This is a genomic window from Comamonas sp. NLF-1-9 (assembly GCF_019195435.1).
Lineage (GTDB): Bacteria > Pseudomonadota > Gammaproteobacteria > Burkholderiales > Burkholderiaceae_C > Comamonas_C.
Genome location: NZ_CP078069.1, coordinates 2,117,278 through 2,134,762 on the forward strand (window position 1 = coordinate 2,117,278; position 17,485 = coordinate 2,134,762).

Annotated in this window: 19 protein-coding genes; 10 read left to right on the forward strand and 9 right to left on the reverse strand. The window is 66.5% G+C overall.

What is annotated here, in order from left to right:
• Window positions 1-63: 63 nt before the first annotated feature.
• The 9 genes from sctV to KUD94_RS10180 all read right to left on the reverse strand — a co-directional run bounded on the left by sctV (window position 64) and on the right by KUD94_RS10180 (window position 10,677).
• Entirely contained in the window at window positions 64-2,157 is a 2,094-nt protein-coding gene (sctV, locus tag KUD94_RS10140) for a type III secretion system export apparatus subunit SctV (protein ID WP_218239266.1), read from the reverse strand.
• A 29-nt stretch (window positions 2,158-2,186) separates the two neighbouring features.
• A complete protein-coding gene (locus KUD94_RS10145) occupies window positions 2,187-2,621 on the reverse strand; it encodes a hypothetical protein (RefSeq protein ID WP_255568712.1) in 435 nt (144 codons plus the stop codon).
• A 4-nt stretch (window positions 2,622-2,625) separates the two neighbouring features.
• Window positions 2,626-3,045, reverse strand: a complete 420-nt coding sequence (locus tag KUD94_RS10150; RefSeq protein ID WP_218237100.1) for a hypothetical protein — start codon at window positions 3,043-3,045, stop codon at window positions 2,626-2,628.
• A 249-nt stretch (window positions 3,046-3,294) separates the two neighbouring features.
• Window positions 3,295-3,744, reverse strand: coding sequence for a type III secretion system chaperone (locus KUD94_RS10155; protein WP_218237101.1), 450 nt, complete (start codon window positions 3,742-3,744; stop codon window positions 3,295-3,297).
• A 2-nt stretch (window positions 3,745-3,746) separates the two neighbouring features.
• Window positions 3,747-6,302, reverse strand: coding sequence for an inositol phosphate phosphatase SopB (locus KUD94_RS10160; RefSeq protein WP_218237102.1), 2,556 nt, complete (start codon window positions 6,300-6,302; stop codon window positions 3,747-3,749).
• 235 nt (window positions 6,303-6,537) lie between these two features.
• Window positions 6,538-6,918: a CesT family type III secretion system chaperone gene (locus tag KUD94_RS10165; protein WP_218237103.1), complete on the reverse strand. Its 381-nt coding sequence runs from the start codon at window positions 6,916-6,918 to the stop codon at window positions 6,538-6,540.
• A gap of 3 nt (window positions 6,919-6,921) precedes the next feature.
• The gene (gene sctW / locus KUD94_RS10170; protein ID WP_218237104.1) at window positions 6,922-8,034 is read right to left on the reverse strand and encodes a type III secretion system gatekeeper subunit SctW; all 1,113 of its coding nucleotides are present in this window, start codon (window positions 8,032-8,034) and stop codon (window positions 6,922-6,924) included.
• A 109-nt stretch (window positions 8,035-8,143) separates the two neighbouring features.
• Window positions 8,144-8,626, reverse strand: coding sequence for a type III secretion system chaperone (locus tag KUD94_RS10175; RefSeq protein WP_218237105.1), 483 nt, complete (start codon window positions 8,624-8,626; stop codon window positions 8,144-8,146).
• 35 nt (window positions 8,627-8,661) lie between these two features.
• On the reverse strand, window positions 8,662-10,677 hold the full coding sequence (locus KUD94_RS10180) for a hypothetical protein (RefSeq protein ID WP_218237106.1): 2,016 nt from the start codon (window positions 10,675-10,677) through the stop codon (window positions 8,662-8,664).
• Window positions 10,678-10,689: 12 nt separating this feature from the next.
• Between KUD94_RS10180 and KUD94_RS10185 the strand changes: the two genes are divergently transcribed.
• The 10 genes from KUD94_RS10185 to sctJ all read left to right on the forward strand — a co-directional run bounded on the left by KUD94_RS10185 (window position 10,690) and on the right by sctJ (window position 17,466).
• On the forward strand, window positions 10,690-11,175 hold the full coding sequence (locus KUD94_RS10185) for a hypothetical protein (protein ID WP_218237107.1): 486 nt from the start codon (window positions 10,690-10,692) through the stop codon (window positions 11,173-11,175).
• A gap of 284 nt (window positions 11,176-11,459) precedes the next feature.
• Complete coding sequence (locus tag KUD94_RS10190) at window positions 11,460-11,753, forward strand: hypothetical protein (RefSeq protein WP_218237108.1); 294 nt, start codon at window positions 11,460-11,462, stop codon at window positions 11,751-11,753.
• Window positions 11,754-11,876: 123 nt separating this feature from the next.
• Window positions 11,877-12,476, forward strand: a complete 600-nt coding sequence (locus tag KUD94_RS10195) for a hypothetical protein (protein ID WP_218239321.1) — start codon at window positions 11,877-11,879, stop codon at window positions 12,474-12,476.
• Window positions 12,477-12,506: 30 nt separating this feature from the next.
• The gene (locus KUD94_RS10200) at window positions 12,507-12,998 is read left to right on the forward strand and encodes a SycD/LcrH family type III secretion system chaperone (RefSeq protein WP_218237109.1); all 492 of its coding nucleotides are present in this window, start codon (window positions 12,507-12,509) and stop codon (window positions 12,996-12,998) included.
• A gap of 38 nt (window positions 12,999-13,036) precedes the next feature.
• Entirely contained in the window at window positions 13,037-13,936 is a 900-nt protein-coding gene (gene sctB, locus KUD94_RS10205) for a type III secretion system translocon subunit SctB (protein WP_218237110.1), read from the forward strand.
• Window positions 13,937-13,953: 17 nt separating this feature from the next.
• Window positions 13,954-15,180, forward strand: a complete 1,227-nt coding sequence (sctE, locus tag KUD94_RS10210; protein ID WP_218237111.1) for a type III secretion system translocon subunit SctE — start codon at window positions 13,954-13,956, stop codon at window positions 15,178-15,180.
• A gap of 23 nt (window positions 15,181-15,203) precedes the next feature.
• Window positions 15,204-15,680 (forward strand): tetratricopeptide repeat protein, encoded by a 477-nt coding sequence (locus KUD94_RS14850; protein WP_218237112.1) that lies wholly within the window; start codon window positions 15,204-15,206, stop codon window positions 15,678-15,680.
• A 36-nt stretch (window positions 15,681-15,716) separates the two neighbouring features.
• Complete coding sequence (locus KUD94_RS10220; protein WP_255568715.1) at window positions 15,717-16,157, forward strand: hypothetical protein; 441 nt, start codon at window positions 15,717-15,719, stop codon at window positions 16,155-16,157.
• Between the two features lie 38 nt (window positions 16,158-16,195).
• The gene (sctI, locus tag KUD94_RS10225; RefSeq protein ID WP_218237113.1) at window positions 16,196-16,630 is read left to right on the forward strand and encodes a type III secretion system inner rod subunit SctI; all 435 of its coding nucleotides are present in this window, start codon (window positions 16,196-16,198) and stop codon (window positions 16,628-16,630) included.
• Window positions 16,627-17,466: a type III secretion system inner membrane ring lipoprotein SctJ gene (gene sctJ / locus KUD94_RS10230; RefSeq protein WP_218237114.1), complete on the forward strand. Its 840-nt coding sequence runs from the start codon at window positions 16,627-16,629 to the stop codon at window positions 17,464-17,466. Before sctI ends, sctJ begins: the two co-directional genes overlap by 4 nt.
• Window positions 17,467-17,485: the final 19 nt, after the last annotated feature.

Consider the following 17,485-nt stretch of genomic DNA (forward strand, 5'->3'; position numbering starts at 1 on the left):
GGGCTTTGGCGCTTGTCTGGCGTGCGCTGGAAGCTATCATTTTCGAAGTGTACATGACCGCACTTACAAATCGATCCGCGCCAGCGGCTGGATGTTGATCTCCTGCGTCAGCTCCTGGTAGCTGAGCACCGGCAGCTCGTACAAATCCTGCTCGATCATCTTGCGCATGTAGCGGCGGATATCCATCGAGGTCAGCAGCACCGGGCGCTGGCCGCTCGCGCCGATGTCGCCCACGGCCTTCTTGATGTTTTCCACCAGCTTCTTGCTCACCGCCGGATCCAGCGACAGATAGCTGCCCGCCGAGGTCTGGCGGATCGCGGCGCGCACCTGGTCTTCGATGGCCGGGGCGAGCAAATAGGCGGGCAGCACGTTCTGGCCACTGGAATACTTGTAGCTGATGTGGCGCTTGAGCGTGGAGCGCACGTATTCGGTCAGCAACACCGAATCCTTTTCCTTCTGCCCCCATTCGATGAGCGATTCGAGAATGCTGCGCAGGTTGCGCACCGAAATGTCTTCGGACACCAGACGCTGCAGGATTTCGGCGATCTTCTGGATCGGCAGCACCCGCGTCGATTCCTTGACCAGATCGGGAAAGCGCGCCTCCATCGCCCCGAGCAGAAAGCGCGTTTCCTGGATGCCGATGAAGTCGGCCGAGTATTTCTTGAGCACGAAGGCCAGGTGGTAGGTCAGCACCTGGCTCGCGTCCATGAAGGGGATGCCGCTGCGGCTGAGCGTGTCGCGCAGCGTGTCGCCGACCCAGAGCGTGGGAATGTGCGGCAGGAACTTGCGGTCGCTCTCGTAGGCGATTTGCAATGCATCCAGGTTCTGGGTGCTCTCGCGCACCAGCAGGTAGCCGGGGCGCAGGCGCCCTTGCGAGACCGGCACCTCGGACAGCAGGATGTTGTAGCTTTCGGCCTCCAGCGCCTCGTTGAAGCGCAACTGGATGCCCGGAAACGGCACGCCCAGGTCAAAGTACAGCGCCCGGCGGATTTTCAGCAACTCGTCGTTGAGGGTTTCGGCGTCAAAGCTGTTTTGCAGGCCGGCAGCCACATCCATGAGCAGCGGCACTGTGGGGGCGAATTCCTCGCTGCCGTCGGTCTTGGGCTTGCGCGGCTTCTCGCCCGCAGCCTGCATTGCAGGTACTTCGGTGACCTTGCCAGTGGCTTCATCGACCACTTTGCGCGTGCCTCGCAGCAGGGTGAAACCCAGACCGCCTATCACCAGCGCCAGCACCAGGAACACCGGCCACGGCATGCCGGGGATCAGGCCCATGCCCAGCGCCACTGCGGCGGCAATCATCAGCGCGCGCGGCTGCGCCATCACCTGCGCGCCGATGTCCTTGCCGACGTTGGACGGCCCGCCGTCGTCGGACTGCACGCGCGTGACGATCATGCCGGCGCAGATCGCGATGAACAGCGCAGGAATCTGCGAGATCAGCCCGTCGCCTATGGTCAGGATGGAATAGGTCTTCATCGCGTCGGCCGCGCTCATGCCGCGCTGCATGGTGCCGATGACGATGCCGCCCAGCAGGTTCACCGCGACGATGATCAAGCCGGCGATGGCGTCGCCCTTGACGAACTTCATCGCGCCATCCATCGCGCCGTAGAGCTGGCTTTCCTTCTCGACGATGCCGCGCCGGCGCTTGGCTTCTTCCATGTCTATGGTGCCTGCGCGCATGTCGCCGTCGATCGACATCTGCTTGCCCGGCATCGCGTCAAGCGAAAAGCGCGCCGCCACCTCGGCCACGCGCTCGGCGCCTTTGGTGATGACCACGAACTGCACGATGGTGAGAATCAGGAACACCACCAGGCCGACGACCAGGTTGCCGCCGACGACGAAATTGCCGAAGGTCAGGATGATGTGCCCGGCGTCGGCCTGCAGCAGGATGAGCCGCGTCGTGGCGATCGAGATGCCGAGGCGAAACAGCGTGGTGACCAGCAGCACCGACGGGAAGGAGGAAAACGCCAGCGGCGAGGGCAGGTACATCGCGACCATCAGCAAGATGGCCGAGATCGTCATGTTGGTGCCGATCAAAAGGTCGACCAGCCAGGTCGGCAGCGGCAGGATCATCATGAAGATGACCGCCACCAGAAAGGCCGCCAGCACCAGGTCGTTGCGGCTGGTGACGACCTGCACCACGCGCTGCAGGCGCGACAGGCCGCCGGACGCCAGGGTATCGCCTGCCACTATGCGCCCGCCACGGCAGCCGCCGTGTCCTCATGGCTTGGCGCAGCCGCCTCCTCGCGCAGGCGCACATAAGCGCGCATGGCGCTGGCCGCCTCCTCGGCCTGACCCTGGGCCTGCAGCGCTTGGGCGCGCACCAGATGAAATGCCGCATCCATCGCGCCAGCCAGCGCAAGGCGCTCCAGCGTTGCCAGGGCGCGCTGCGGCTTGGCCGAGCGCACCTGCGCCAGCGCCAGCATGAGCAATGTACGCGCGTTGTCCGGCGCCAGCACGTCGCGCGCACTCAGGAGCACGGCCGCCTTGTCCGGCAGGCCGTGCTGCAGGTAGATGTAGCTCAGCAGGTCCATGACCTCGAGCTGGCGTGCCAGCGGCAAGGCATCGCCTTGCGCTTCGGCGGCAGGCGGCTCGCCAGCCCGGGGCGTGGTGTCAGCGGCCAAAGGCTTACCCCTGATAGAGCACGCTGCGGTACATCTGCACCAGGTCGCGCAATTGGCATTCTTCGTTCAGCAGACGCGTGGCGCGATTGAGCACGCGCAGCTGCTCGGCGTCGTGCTTGCTCTCGGAGCCCTGCAGCCGTGCCGCTGCCTCGCGCAAGCTGACCTGTATGCCCTCCAGCCCCTGGCGAAAGCGCGTGGGCGTCATCAGCTCGCGGTGCTCCATTTCGGGGCGGATGCTGCTCTCCAGCGAATCGTCGAGCGTGGGCAAAGCCAGCAGCGCTTCGACCTGCGGGCGGGCCGCCACGTCGGCCGGCGCGCTTTCCTGGCGCTGGGGCAGCGAGGGCATGTCCTCGCGCCGGGCATAGGTCACGCGGTCGATGCCGCGGTCAAAAGCCAGGCTCTGGCCAAGGGCGAAGTCAGACATGGTGCGGATCCGTTGAACAACAGGATAAGAGAGAAAACGTCTTGCTGTCGCTTGAGTAACCGCCTGCGGCAGCCGGTTCCATTGTCCGGGACACGGCGTGCCGCCTGCGCATGCAAACGGGCGCTCTCGCACCGCCAGGGTAGACCCGAAATCACCGCCGCGCAGGGCGTCGCAGCGCGTAATGTACGGCCGGCCCGCTCCGGCAGGCAGGCGGCTGCGCACGCCACAAGGCGCGGTCGCGCTTTGGCTTCAGGCGGCCCAGACACCCGGCGGCAGCGCGGCGGCGCCAGCCGGCGAGCTGGCGCCGGGCGCGCTCAGGCGCGTCTGCTCGGCCAGAGCCACCTCGGCAAAGCGGGCCAGCCCTTCCGCGAGCCCCGCCGCATCCAGGTCCTGCAACGGCCACAGGCGCGACAAAGTGAGCTGCTCGCCCAGCAGCGACCAGGTCGCTCCCTGACTGCCCTCCCAGACATGATTGGCAGCAAGCAACCGGCGCAAGACGGTTTCGGGCTGCACGGCGGGCAGGGTGCCCACCTGGGCATAGACCAGCAGCGCCGCTTGCGGCTCGTGCAGCCGCAGCGTGAGCTCCAGACGTTCATCGATGCGCAGGCCACAGGCGCCGTCGGCGTCGGGCACCAGGGGCAGGCCCAACGCATTGCCCAGGGCGCGCAGCAGTGCATCGGCTTGTTCGCGTGCGTTCATGTTCAGCTCTTGGTGTATTTGGATAGACCGAGGAAGTTGGCGGTGAGATCATCATCGCCACCGCGCCCGCCAAACTGCTCATACAGGGCGTCGACCCCCAGCAGCTTGTAGCCGGCGTAGCCGGTGTTCAGGCGCTGCATCTCGAAGTTGCCGCTGTGCGTGACGACTTCGTGAAACTGCGCGATTTCCGCCGGGCTGCGCACGCGCTCGTAGTGTGGCACCCGTCCGCTGAGCTGCATCTGCAGCTTGAAGTGCTTGATCTCGGCGTCGAGCTCGCCCGTCCGGTCCTTGCCGCTTTTGCAGTTGAACATGACTTTGAGGCCGAACATGTCAGCCAGCACCGCCAGGCGCGTGGGCATCTTGTAGGGTTCGCTGCCGGCCACGCGGTAGCTGCCATCTTGCTGGATCTGCGCAATCTGTTGTGCCAGATCACGCGCCTGTGACAGCCGCAGTTCGACGGGCGCCAGCTGTTCGAGCAGCCTGTCTGCGCGCTCGTCGTCGCCGGAGCGCTGGGCGCTCGCGAGCTCCGAGCGCTTGTCCAGCACCTGCTGCTCCAGTTCGCGCATGCGGAAGCCGACCAACCCGCCGGGCATGCCACCCTGGGCGATGGACGCGACGTCCTCACCAAGCAGCTTGCCCAGCGCCTCACCGTTGAGCCCGGCGACGTTGTCCCAGCCGCCCACCAGCCACGATGCCGAGCCCACACCGCCCGCATTTACGCCGTAGTTGCAGGCCACCGGGTTCACCTGCAACGTGATCTGGCGCGGCCGCCCCTCCTCGTCCAACACCTCGAAACTCTGCGCGCCACTCACGTCCTTCCAGGCCTGCACCTGGTCTTGCACCATGCGCCGCTCGTTCTCGTGCGCGCCCTTGATCAGCGGGCGCACGTTGTCCGGCGTGAGCAGCGAGATCGAGAGGATGTCCACCGGCACCTTCTCGCCGGTCAGCGCGCGCTGCATCAGCGCAGGGTCGGTGAGCACGGTGGCCAGCACCGTCTCGCGAGCGCGATTGAGATTGGCTTGACGGCGCATGGCGTCCACCAGTGTGGCGTCCGCGCGCACGGCGGCGAGCGTCTCGTTCAGGCTGAGCGGTCCCAGGTGCTGCTGCAGTTGCTGCGCGTCGTAGTCCGCCAGACCGGTGTCGCTCAAGGTCTGCAGCAGGCGCACGTTGCGCTCGTTCTCGTGCAGCCATTGCTCCTTGGGCAGCAGCTTCTCGACCATGGGCGCGAGTTCTTCATCGCTCATGCGGGCGATCTCGCCCGGGGTGATGCCAAATGCCGACATGACGCCATGGCGCAGGCCGTCAAACAGTACCTGGCCCTGCCCGTCCGCGAGCCGGGTGCGTGCAAGGTTGACCGCGTGGGTGTATTCAGAGCTGCTGTGCGCATTGAAACCCTTGCCCGCGTAGGCGCTGATGAAGTTGCCCGCGGGAGTGGTTTCGCTGTAGCTCAACACTGTCTCACTGCCCGATTGCAGCTGGATTTCCTTGACGATGGGCGCCCAGTCCTGGTCCTTGTTGAGCACATCGTTCATCGCATCATGAAACGCGTGGCCCAGGCTCTTGGGATCGAGCCCGGCCTGCTTGAAGACGGCCTTGAGCGTGTCTTCGATGATGGTCTGCTCATCGATCCTGGGGGTGTCGGCCGCAGTGCGGTGGCTGCTCAGAAGCTCATTCACATGCGCCTGGCGCGCGCGGTTTTGCTCGCCACCGAAAAGCCAGCCCTTCAGACCCGTGAGCGGCTTCTTGCCGACCACCTGCGCAGCGTCGCCGAGTCTGCCCGCCTGCTGCTGCGCCTGGGTGCGCAGGAAGTCCGCGCGCGCCTGGAAGATGTCGCCGCGTGCGGCGTTCAGCGCCTGGCGCTGGGCGCCGCTCAGGTCACGGCGTTGCAGCTGCGCATCGATCACGCGCACCGCCCCCTCGGAAAACTGCGCCTTGCTCTGGTACATGCCCGAGAGCGAGAGCGGCGAATCGGCCACCGTATGCCCGAGATAGCTGACGCGGTCCTGCACCTGTGCCTGCAGGCTTTCACACAGCACCTGCACCTTGTCCTGCACGCCTTCGGGCAAAGCATCGAAACCGTTCTCGAGCAGCGCCGCGAGCGTGTCCTGCAACGCATTGAGCCCATCCATCTGCGCCATCAGCATGTCGCCCGCGGCCGGGCCGGCGCTCAGCTGAGCATAGGCGTCGCCCAACAGGTCCAGGTGTTCGCGCAGCGCTTGGCCGGCGGGGCTCAACTGGCCGTCGTGAGCAGTGCGGTCGGCTTCGATGGCGTTGATGAGGGCGTTGATCTCACCTACCGTGGCATCGCGGCGCTTGCCTATCTGCTGCGCCGGCACGCCGTCCAGGCGCAGGTCGGCGAGCTTGCGCACGCCGCCGATGCCGCCATTGACCGCGCCACGTACGCCCTGCGGCAGCGACAGCGCAATCTGGTGGGCGCTCAGCGGGCCTTCGCCCGAGACGACCGATCGGCCCAGCGGCTGGCCCTTGTCCAGATCGACATCCGACATCAGGTCGGCGGGTTGCAGCTGGCTACGGTTGCCGAGACTCTCTAGTGGCATGGTGCTTCTCCTTGCTCAAGCGCCGCGCTGCACCGCGCAGCGTTGGCTCTCCTGACTTGAGTAACGGCGCCAGCGCGTCAGTTCCACCGGAGAAACTTTGGTCATTTTTGCCCTAACCCCTTATGCAGACGCCGCTGACAGCTATGAATAGCGCAGCATTCCTAAACCTTCGCTCATCCGTGCCTCCACGCCTTGGCAACCGCTGGACGCGTTCGGCGCCTGCAATCCGGGGGGTTCAGTCGCTGCGCAGGCGCTGCAACAGCGTCTGCAAGCCCTGCATGGCCCGTTCCAGCTCGCGCGCGTCCAGGCCTTGTTCGCCCAGGCGCAGCGCCAGCACCAGCCAGTCCTGGCCATCGGCGCTGAACAGGCCGGGCTGGATCGCAGCCGAACCCGCTTCGGGTTGCGCCGCACGCTTCATCGCGCGCAGCAGCAACGCAGTCGCCTCGTGCGCCGCCACGGGCTCGCTCAGATGCACCACTACCTGCTCACCCTGGCGTGCCACACCGAGAACCGCGCCCGATGCAAAGCGCAATTGCAGGCTCTCATTGGGCCCGGGGGCGAGTGCGGCAATGCCTATCCGTTGGCCAAGATCGACCAGCGCCTGCTCCATGGACATGGGTCAGTACTCCTCGCGTTCTATGGCCACGTCCAGCGCTTCCTGCACCGCGTTGAAGACCGAAAAACGCTGCTCACCATCGTTGAAGACCTGCGGCGGCATCTCGTGCAGCAAGCTCTTGACGCCGCCAATGAAGGCAATCTGCGCCGCGACGTCGCGCGCGCCGTAGCTCTCGGACAAGCTGGAAAAGCGTGTCGGCGACAGCCAGTTTTCCGCGCTCACCGCGACCAGCTCCTTCATCAGCGCGACCGCGCCCGGGCTTGCCTTCAGGCTGTACCGGGCTGCAAGCTCGGCCAATAGACTCTGGCAGCCTTCGAGCACGGTGGCGGCCACGCCCAGGTGGTATATGTCCTGCACCAGGCTTTGCAGCCGGGCGGGCTCGGCGCTCGGGCGCTCGGCCGCCAGGTCCTGGCCCAGCGCGCGCGTCAGGCGCTGCAGGCCGCGGTTGAAATCCTGCTCGCCAAAGCGCTCCACCACCAGTTGCAGGGTCTGGTTGAGCGTGGCCGCGCCTAGTACCACGTCGGCGTAAGCCTGCTGGAACTGCGCCACCTCGGCCGGCGCGTGCGCCCCCTCGGCTGCTGCGCCTATGGTGTTGAGGTCCGCGCGGATGCGCGGGCCCTGACCCATCTCCAGGTCTTCGAGTGCGTCTTGCAAACGCTCGAGCACGTCCGCCGAGGCGCCTTCGCGCCGGCCCTGGCCCAGCGCGTACTGCAGCGCCAGGTATTGCGAGCCGGGGTTGCCAAAGCTCTCGCGCGCCAGCCTGGCTGGATCGCCCTGGCCAGCGAGCATGCGCTTGGCCAGCGCCACGAGCTTTTCCGGCCCGTCGTTGCCTTCGGCGGCGTTGACATAGGCTTCGATCGCCTCGGCGCTCATCAAGGCGAGCGGCCGGGCCAGCTCCTTCTTGCGCTCTGCGGTGTGCTTGGTTTCAGCCTTTTCGGAGTGGTGCAGGCTGATTTCTTCGGCCGCGTCGGTGAGGACCGAGTCGCCCGTCTCCACCACCACCTGTTGCTGGTTCAGCATGCCGCGCATGCCGGCGCTGCCATCGGCGCCGGCGCCGGCGTTCAACCCCGGGCCAAAGCCGGCCATGCCGGCTTGCGATGCATCAATACGCTCCATCTCGCTGCTTTCTCATGCCCGCCGTCAGGCGAAGAATGCACCCGTGCGCTGGCGCCGATCGAACGCCGCCCACCGGCATTGCGAAAGGGACGCCAGGGCAGACATGCCTTCAGGCCCGCAGGAAGTGGCCCATGTCCGGCGCGCCCAGGCTGATGTCCGCGCCCTGGCCGCCGGCCGGCTCGGCGGCCAACGCCAATTGCGTGGCCACGCGCTCCCTCCAGTCTTCGGCGGCGGCGATGAACTGCTCTACCAACTTCACGAAAGCCGCCGCAGATGTCGTTTCTGCTGGCACGCTGCGGCACAGCACGATCTCGCGCAGGTGCGCATCGATCGCGAGCGTGGCACCGGCGGTATCGCCGCCAAACAGGTTGGCCTCGAGCAAGGTGCGGTACAGGGCTTCAACCCCGCGGGCCGGCACGGCGGCGAGCACGCTGCAGATCTGGATCAGGCCGGCTTCGGCGTCGCGCTCGAAGTCGATGGCCAGGCTTGCATCCACCATCAGGCGCGCGCAGCCCTGGTCGTCAAAGTGCAATGCCTGCGCCAGCCCGGCGCTCTGGCCAAGGTCCAGCAGAAGTTGGTCGCATGAGGACATGTTGGGTTTCCTTCACAAAATGGGCAGGGCGCGGATCAGGGATTCTCGCCGTCCTGGGGCGCCGGCACGAGCTGGTAGCTGTACTCCAGCGGCTCACGCATGCGCACCGACAGGTCGGCGCCGATGTGCAGGGCAAAGCGGTACTGCACCCGGCTTTGCTCCGGCTGCATCAGCACCGGCGCGCCCAGGCCTTCGGATGCGTTGCGCGGCGCCGGAAAGAACATCGAGATGTTCGATGTCTCGTGCTTCACGGTGAGCAGCAGTCCGCCATCGCCGTCACTTTCGAAGCGGTAGTCGTTGTGCTCCGCGCCCATGACGCGCCCCGGCGTGCCGTCGTCCAGGCGCAGTGGGCTCGACTGCGTGAGCATCACGGTCTGCATGCCGGCCTGCACGTTCTGGTTGGCCAGGCGGCTGGCCAGCATCAGCAGCGCATCGTTGTCACCGGTCAGGGCGCGCAGCTGCGCCACCGCTCCTGCCATGCGTGCATTGGCATCGGCCACGCCGGCATCAAGCAGCTCACGCACCTGCCCGCCATCGGCGCCGATGGCGTAGCGCGAGCGCGGCAGGTCCTTGATGAAGCCAGCCGTCACCTGCGCATGCACATCGTGCGGCGGATCCGTCTGTGGCCGCGCGACCATTACATCGATGTTCAACTTCATCGCGTCTTGCACGGCTGGCCCGCCCTGGCCAAAGCGCACGACCAACCTGTCGTCTGGCGTGACCACCACGCCGTACTGCGCTAGCAGCAGCTCGCGCACCTGCGGCGCTTGCCCTGCCCAGCCCGGCTCACCGGCAGCGAGTTCACGCGCCTGCAGCGCGTTGCCCACGGCCTCGCGCAGCAGGTGGATGTCGGTGAAGCGGTCGAACATCGTGGCACCCAGGCGCGGGTCGAAGGCGTCCGTCGCCTGGCCGCCGGACAGCAGCAGAGAAGCGCTGTTGCTCAGCTCGGAAGCAAGTTCCTCGACCACCTGGCTGTTCAGGCGCTGCGACAGCGCCTGCAGCGCGGGTCCATCCATATCCTGCATGGCGCGCTCCATCAGCCGCGCGCGAAAATCCATGATCTCGTCGGCCCCTTCGGCCTTCATGCCCAGATTCACGTGTACCTGCAGCGCCTCGTTGCCCAGGGACTGGGCACGAGCCAGCCCCTGCAGGCCTGCCGCCAGATTGCCCGCAGCCAGCGCCGTCAATGCCGCTTGCGCGCCCTGGGCGTAAGCGTTCAGCACACCTTCGCGCCGGCGGTTGGCATCGGCGGCCACCTGCGCCTGGCCAGCGTCCACGCCGAGCGCGCGCAGCCCCTGGCCAAAGGCGTGCAACTGGCTGGAGTTGAGCTCGGACAATTGGCTCAGATGGTCGGGCGTGAGGTAGTCCTCCAGATGAGCGAGCACGCGGGCGTAGGCGGCGTCCACCGCCTCGGGGAAATGCAAGCTGTGCACGTCGCTGTGCTCGCGCAGTTCGGCAAGCGCCTGGCCCATCCGAGCTACCTCACGCGTGTAGGCCTGGGGGTCGCGCAAAGGGCCGCCAGGGTCCTCTTCGGGCGCAATGTCGGCGTGGCTGAACAGGGTGGCAAAGCCGGCTGTCAATGTCTTTTCCAGCTGTTCGGCGCGCAGGCCGACCGCGCCCATTACCACGAAGGAAGCCGTCGTGGCGTCGTGGCCTGCGAGCTGGCGCGTCTCGTTCATCAGCGCGTGCAGCTCGCGCGTAGGCAACTTGTTGACCATGGATGCCAGCGGCTCGAGCTCGCCCGCGTTCTGCGCCCGGCTGCTGCGCTGCTCCAGCGCCTGCAACACCAGCGCGCGCTGCATGTGCCTGAGCTCGTCCCTGGGCAGATTGCGAAAGCCCTGCTGCTGCAATACCTCGTGCGCGGTGTTGTAGAGCTCCTGGAAGGCCCTCCCGGTGATACCCTTGTCGGAGGCCTCCTGGGCTACCACCGCAATGGCCTGGTCGAGGGGCTCGCGCAGCGCGGCCATTCCCGCTTCCACCACGCTTTGTTCCATCGCACGGCGCACGGCGGCCAGGGTCGGGTCGCCCTTGAGTGCGGAGTTCTCAGCCATGGCCAGGCCCGCATGCAGAGCTTCACGTTGCGCAGGACTCATGTTGGCAAGATGCACCGCCGCACGCTGTTCTATCAGGTCGGCGTAGGCCAGACCCCGGCTCGTGGCCGGCTGGGCGACGCTGGGCAAAGCCTGCAGCAGGCGCAGGGCGGCGGCCCCGTCGGCAACGTGGCCGCGGCCATGCGAGAGGGCGCCAAGCAGCTCACCAAGCTGGGCTCCGGTTTCCTTCAGGCCGGCGCGGAATTTGGGCGCGCTGCGCACCCCGTGCGGGGTAACCGCATTGAGCGCTCGCGCGGCAAGGCTCCCGATGGTGCGGCCTACGTCAGACAGCACGCGAGCGGCGCTGCGCGCGGGCTGGGGCTGGCCCTGCTGAACCTGGCGTCCGCCCAATTGGCCCACTGGACTTTGCTGGAAATCATGGCGCAGCGCAATGCCATGCATGGTCGCGCCGGGTTGGATGGCTGGTGGCATGTTCGTGGTGTCCTTTCGCTGGCTTGAGTAACCGCGGCACGCGCCGGGTTCCACGAGGCTGCCGCGCGGCGGCGGGCGCGGCTGCATCCGCATGGAACCAATTTCCGGGGCCGGTTACTCACCGGGCGCAGAGCGCAGCCAGCGCGCACCAGGAGTTTCCGCATGGCATCAAGATCTTCCCTCGCAGTCTTGGACGCACAAGCCCGAAAGGCACGGACCGCCGCCTTGGCAGCCTGGCAACTTGCAGCGCGCCGTCCAGCCTGATGCGCGGCGCCGGTATTCCCGCCCACTCAAAACAAAGGAGTCATCCCATGGCACATACAGCTTCTCCGGCCGAACGCGCGGCCCAGATGCAGGAAATCATCGCCAACGCCCAGCAGGCGCTGGAGCGCAGTCGGCATTTCTACGACGACCACGGCCTCGACGGTGAAAAGGCGCGCGCCTTCCTGGAGTCGCGGGTGGATGAAAAAGCGCGCGCCGAAGCGCGGCGACTGTTCGAGCAGGACATGCAGGAGATCGACCAGGAGATCCACGAGCAGCTCGCCCGCGAAGCCAGCCTGAACCCCGGCTCCGGCGCGCCGCGCAGGCCCCGCTTCATGGTCTGAAGCCGGCCGCACCCGGCGGCCGCACGACGAAGAGGCCGGAAAACACGGAACCAGGCCAGCGCCGGTGTTACTCACCCTTCAACCACTCTGGTGCTTTTCAACATTCCAATCAAGGAGCAGAACATGGCGATCGACGGTCTTGGAAGCGCAGCCATACAGGGCGCAAACCTGCAGAACATGGATATCGAGACCTTGCTCTTGTCGGTGCAATCGGAACGCGCAAGGCTCATGGACGAGCAGCTGATCAACCAGGTCAACGAGGTCAAGGCCCGCAACAACCAGATTGCCAAGCTGAACAATGCACTGAGCGCGCTCAACAGCGCCGCTGCGATGTGCTCGTCGGACGGCAAGAAGAGCATAGACAGCGACTCGAACTTCAAGAAGGACAACTACGCGCTGGAGCGCGAAGTGAATACCGCGCTGATCGACGCCGGCATTACCGATCCCAAGCTGTCCAAGAACGACGACGGCGGCGGCGGGCTGACCAACAGCGGCGGCGCGCGCCTGAAGGGCGGCTTGCGCGGAGACGTGAAAAAACCCGCCCTCGATGCGCTCATCACTACGGTCAAGGGCCAGATAGACCAGCTCAACAATTCCAACCAGATGGACATGTTGCGCTTGCAGTCGCTGACCAACAAACGCAACGAAGCCTTCGACGTCATGACCAATTTCATCAAGAAAGCCCAGGACAGCCGCTCGGCCATCATCGGCAACATGCGCTGAGCACCGGCACCAGAAGAAAGGAGACGCACCATGAGCGACGCCCAGACGACGGAGCAGGACTTGCTGCAGATGCAGGTCAGCCTGCGAACTCTGCTGCTGCACGGCGGCAATCTCGCCGGCGTGAGCGGCATCACCGAGCAAGAGTGTGAAGCGCTCTACCAGTTTGGCCACGGCTTCTACAGCCAGGCGCGCTACAACGAGGCGTTTCGCATCTTCGCCATGCTCGTCACCTACGACCATCTGGAGCCGCGCTTTCTGATGGCGCTGGCGGCTTCGGCACAGATGCTCGGCCGCTACCGCGATGCCCTGCAGCATTACAGCACCGCCACCATCTTGTTGCTCGACGACCCGGCGCCGCTGCTGTATTCGGCCGAGTGCTGCATCGCCCTGCGCATGAAGGAAGGCGCCATCGAAGCGCTGCAGATGGCCATTGAGCTGGCGGGCGACGCGCCCCAGCACGCGCCGATACGGGCCCGGGCCGAGGCCCTGCTGGCCCCGATGCAGACCAGCGCCGTCCACTGAAGGCGTTGCGCCCTACACACCGACCTACGGAGCATTCCATGCACATCCCAGGCACAGGCCCCTCGTTCACGCAAATGACGCCGCTTTCGTCGGAATCGGCGCAAGGCGCGCCCCTCAGCGGCGACAAGCAGGCGTTTTCCGACATCAGCGACCACAACCTTGCGGCGACGCAGCATCAGGGCGCGCAGCAGATGCGCGATCTGGCGCCCCCGACCACCCCGAGCGAGGGCGCAGCCAGCGCTGCCGACGCGCTTGGAAAGCTGTCCGTCCAGGACGCACAGGCGGACATTTATTCGGTGATGGCCTTGTTCACCAAGATAGCCCAGGACCAGCGTACCTCGGCACGCGAGCTGCGCCAGAGCGAAATGCAGGCCCAGGTGGACACGCTGATCGATGCCGCCGAAGAGATACGCAACGCGGCCAAGGACCGCCTGATCGGTGCCATCGTCTCCGGAGCCATGCAGATCGGCGCAGGCGCCATCCAGATGGGCGGGGCAGCGATGTCGCTCAAGGCGTCGGCCAGCGCGCTCAAAGACTTTCGCGCGAGCCAGAACCCCGCCGCCGTGACCGAGAATTTTGCCAACCACCCCAAGCTGCAAAGCCTGACCGGCGAATCGGTCGGGGCGCGCATGAGCACCGAGGAGCTGAGCAACCTCACCACCCAGGCAGGGAGCTACGCATCCGGCGCCGACGGGGCCAGCAAGATGGCCAGCGGCCTTGGCGGCATGGCCGGCGGAATCGCCGAGTACAGCGCCGCACAGCACGACGCGCAAAAGGCACGGCTGGAAGCAGCGGCCAAGGCCCACGAGGCAGCGACGCAGCAGGCGGGTGACGTGATGCAGCAGATGATGGATGTGCTGCGCGACGTGCGTGACAAGCTGAATGCGATAGAGCAGTCGCGCAGCGAAACCACGCGCGGCATTGCGCGCAACATTTGATTTGAGGAGACGGCACCATGAACGGCATTTCAATCAACCCCGGGCTGCCGCCGCAGCTGCCCGCCGCGCAGGATGCGGCCGGCCCCGCACAAGCCCAGGCGACGCAGGGCGCCGCGATCATCAGCCAGGCGACGCTGCAAGAGCTGGAAAAGACCCTGGGCGCGCAGAACCAAAAGGGCGACGGCGTGAAGAACGCACACGGCGCGCCCAACATCGCAAACCCCCTGACCAACTTGTCCGCCGACGACCTGATCGCGCTGCTGCAGGAAATGCAGAGCAAATCCCAGGACCAGCAGGTCAAGTCCGCCAAACTCGGACTGGAGAAGGCCGCGGTGGATGCCAAGCAGAACACGGAAGCCCAGGCCAAGAAGATCCAGGAGTGGGCCAAGAAGGTCGAAAAAGAGGCCAAGGCCGGCCTGCTGGGCAAGATCTTCAGCTGGATAGGCAAGATCTTTGCGGTGATCGCGGCTGCGGTGGCCGTGGTCGCCTCGGTGGTGGCCACGCCGTTTTCCGGCGGTGCGGCGGCCGCGTTGACGGCGCTGGCCGTCGTCGGGTTGGTGGCGGCGACGATGTCGCTGGCCGACCAGATCTCCAAGGAGGCGGGCGGCCCCGAGATCAGCCTGTCCAACATGATGACCAAGATGGTCGGCGGCTTGCTGCAGGCCTTTGGCGTGCCGCAGGAAAAAGCCGAGCAGATCGGCCGCGCCATGGCCGGCGCGCTCGCCATCCTGGCGCCGGCCGCGATTCTGGTCGAGCCGCAGTTGCTCGGCACCATGGTGCAAGGCATAGCGCAGCTTGCCGGCGCCGACGAGAAGACCACCATGGCGCTGACCATGGCCTTCGGCATGGCAGCGGCGCTCACCGTCGGCATCGCCACCGCGGTCGCGGGCTTCAACGTGGGGCAGATGGCCAATGCGGTGACCAACACCACCATCAAGATGGCCAACAGCCTGATCACCGCAGGTTCGCAGATCATCGGCGGCGCGACCCAGGTGGCCCAGGGTGCCACTACGATCGCCCAGGGCGCCTATGCCGAACAGGGGCAGAAGGCGCTGGCCGACAAGAAGGAGCTGGAAGCCTTCATGCTCAAGCTCAACCAGGCCATGGAGGACCAGCGTGAGGAGCTGCGCAAGGTGATGCAGGAAATCGAAGACGGCGTGCTCGCGGTCAGCCGCATGGTTCAGGCTTCGGCCGACAGCATGTCGCAGATCACCAGCAACATCGGCAAGCGCGCCGCCGTCTGAGCCAGCGCCCCGGAGACATCGCGATGAACAAGTCACAAACCCGAGCGCGCAGCGGTGCCGAGCGCTTTGCCGCCGACTTCACCCGCGGCTTCGAGGAGCTTCCCGCCTCGCGGCGCTTCACCCCCGAGCAATTGGAGGTGATCTACGCGCTGGCCTATTCGCACGTGCAGCAGCAGCAATGGCAAAAGGCCTTGGCGATCTTCGCCTTCTTGTCGCAGTACGGGCCCACGCGCTCGCACTACCTGGCAGGCCTGGCGCTGTGCCTGCAGATGCTGCAGCGCCACGACGAGGCGATCAACATCCATTCGCTGATGCTGGTGCTGTTTCCCGAGCAGTTGTCACCCATGCTGCACATTGCCGAAAGCGAGCTCGCGCTGGGCCAGCGCGCGGCGGCCGTCAAAACGCTGCAACAACTCGATGCGGCGCTGCCTGCGGGCGTTATGCTCAAACAGCGCGCCCAGGCCCTGCTGGAGCGCCTGGCGGTTACCGCCAGCGCCTGAACCGCGCAAAAACGCCCATGGGCCTATTGCTTATCGATGACCGCTGAATCCGCGCTGCTGGGCAGCGACGATATCCGTCTGCTCACCGAAATCGGCTTTCTTGCCGCCGGGCGGGGAGAGCTCGCGCGCGCCGAAGCCATCTTCGGCGCGCTCGCCTTGCTGCGCCCAGAGCGCGCGTTTGCCCACGTCGGCATCGCCCTGGCCTTGATCAACCGCGGGCGCCCTGGCGAGGCGGCGGCGCGCACCGAGCGCGTGCACTTGCCCGCCGGCCCCGAACGCGAGCTGCTGGCTGCCGTGCGCGCCCTGGCCTTGCAACTCGACCGGCGCAACGCCGAGGCCACGCGCCTGCTGCAGTCCGTCGTCCGCCCGCATGCAAACGCCCGGGAGCCGGCAAGCGATGGCGTGCGCCTGGCCCGGCGGCTGTTGGGCGAGGACGTGTCCGCCGCCCCTGCCGCACTGGCCGCCGCCCCGGTCTGAGCAGATGTAAACGCCTCTTACGCACCCGGAGCCCGCCCATGGAAATCGCGTCCGCCCACTTCGTTGCGCAACTGGCGCAAACACTTCAAAGTCCGGCGCCAGCGGCCGAGCCGCCTGCGCCGGCAGCGGGGCCCGATGCGCTGGCCGCTGCACGTTTTCAAAGCCTGATGCAAGCACCGCCGGCAGAACTGACCGCGCCCGCTGCGGCGGCGCAGCAAGCGCTGGGCAGCGCTGCGCCGCTGAGCGTGTCGCTGGGCGACCGCATTCTGTCGGGCATGCAGCACACTGCAGGCAGCGTGCAGGGCACCTGGCGCTCGGTGGCCGACAAGCTCAATTCCCCGCTGCCCATGGACACGCGCGAGATGCTGCAAGTCCAGCTGCAACTGTCGCAGGTGGCGGTGCAGTACGAGCTGCTGGGCAAGGCGATCTCGCGCAGCACGCAAAACATCGACCAACTGGTGCGCATCCAATGAGCTTTCTTCGTGCCCCCTCCTTCTGGCGCCGCGCGCTGCATGGCCTGGTGTTGTCGCTGAGCCTGCTGCTGCTGGCCTGCGGCGGGCGCGTGGACCTGATGGGCGCCGTACCCGAAGACGAGGCCAACGAGGTGCTGGCAGTGCTGCTCAAGGCCGAGGTCAATGCCGTCAAGACCCCCGGCAAGGACGGCCTGGTCGGCGTGCAGGTGAGCAGCCAGCAGGTTGGCCAGGCCTTGCAGGTGCTGCGCGACAACGGCCTGCCGCGCGAGCGCTACGCCGGCATGGGCCAGGTGTTCAAGAAGGAAGGCCTGATCTCCTCACCGCTGGAAGAGCGCGCGCGCTATGTGTATGCGCTGTCGCAGGAGCTCTCGGGCACGCTGTCCAAGATCGACGGCGTGCTCTACGCGCGGGTGCACGTGGTGCTGCCCGAGCGCGGCGTAGCCGGCGAGCCTGGCGTGCCCTCCACCGCCGCGGTGTTCATCAAGCACCAGGAGGGGCGCGATCTGGAGCTGCTGCAACCGCAGATTCGGCGGCTGGTGACCAACAGCATTCCCGGCCTCTCGCCCGAGCGCGTCTCCATCGTCTTCGTCTCCGCCCCGGCGGCGGAGGAAGCGGCCGCGAGCCCTCCGCTCGCCCAGGTACTCGGTATCGGCGTCAGCGCCGATGCGGCCGCGCGACTGCAGGCGCTGCTCTGGGGCTTGGTAGTCGTGCTGCTGCTGGCGCTGGGTGCCGCCGGCTGGCTGGCCTGGCGCTTTGCCCTGCCCGTCTGGAAGGGCGGCAAGAAGCCGGCCGGCGGTATGCCGGCGGCGCAGGGAGCGCAGCATGGCCCGGCTTGAGATAGCTATCTTTACGATA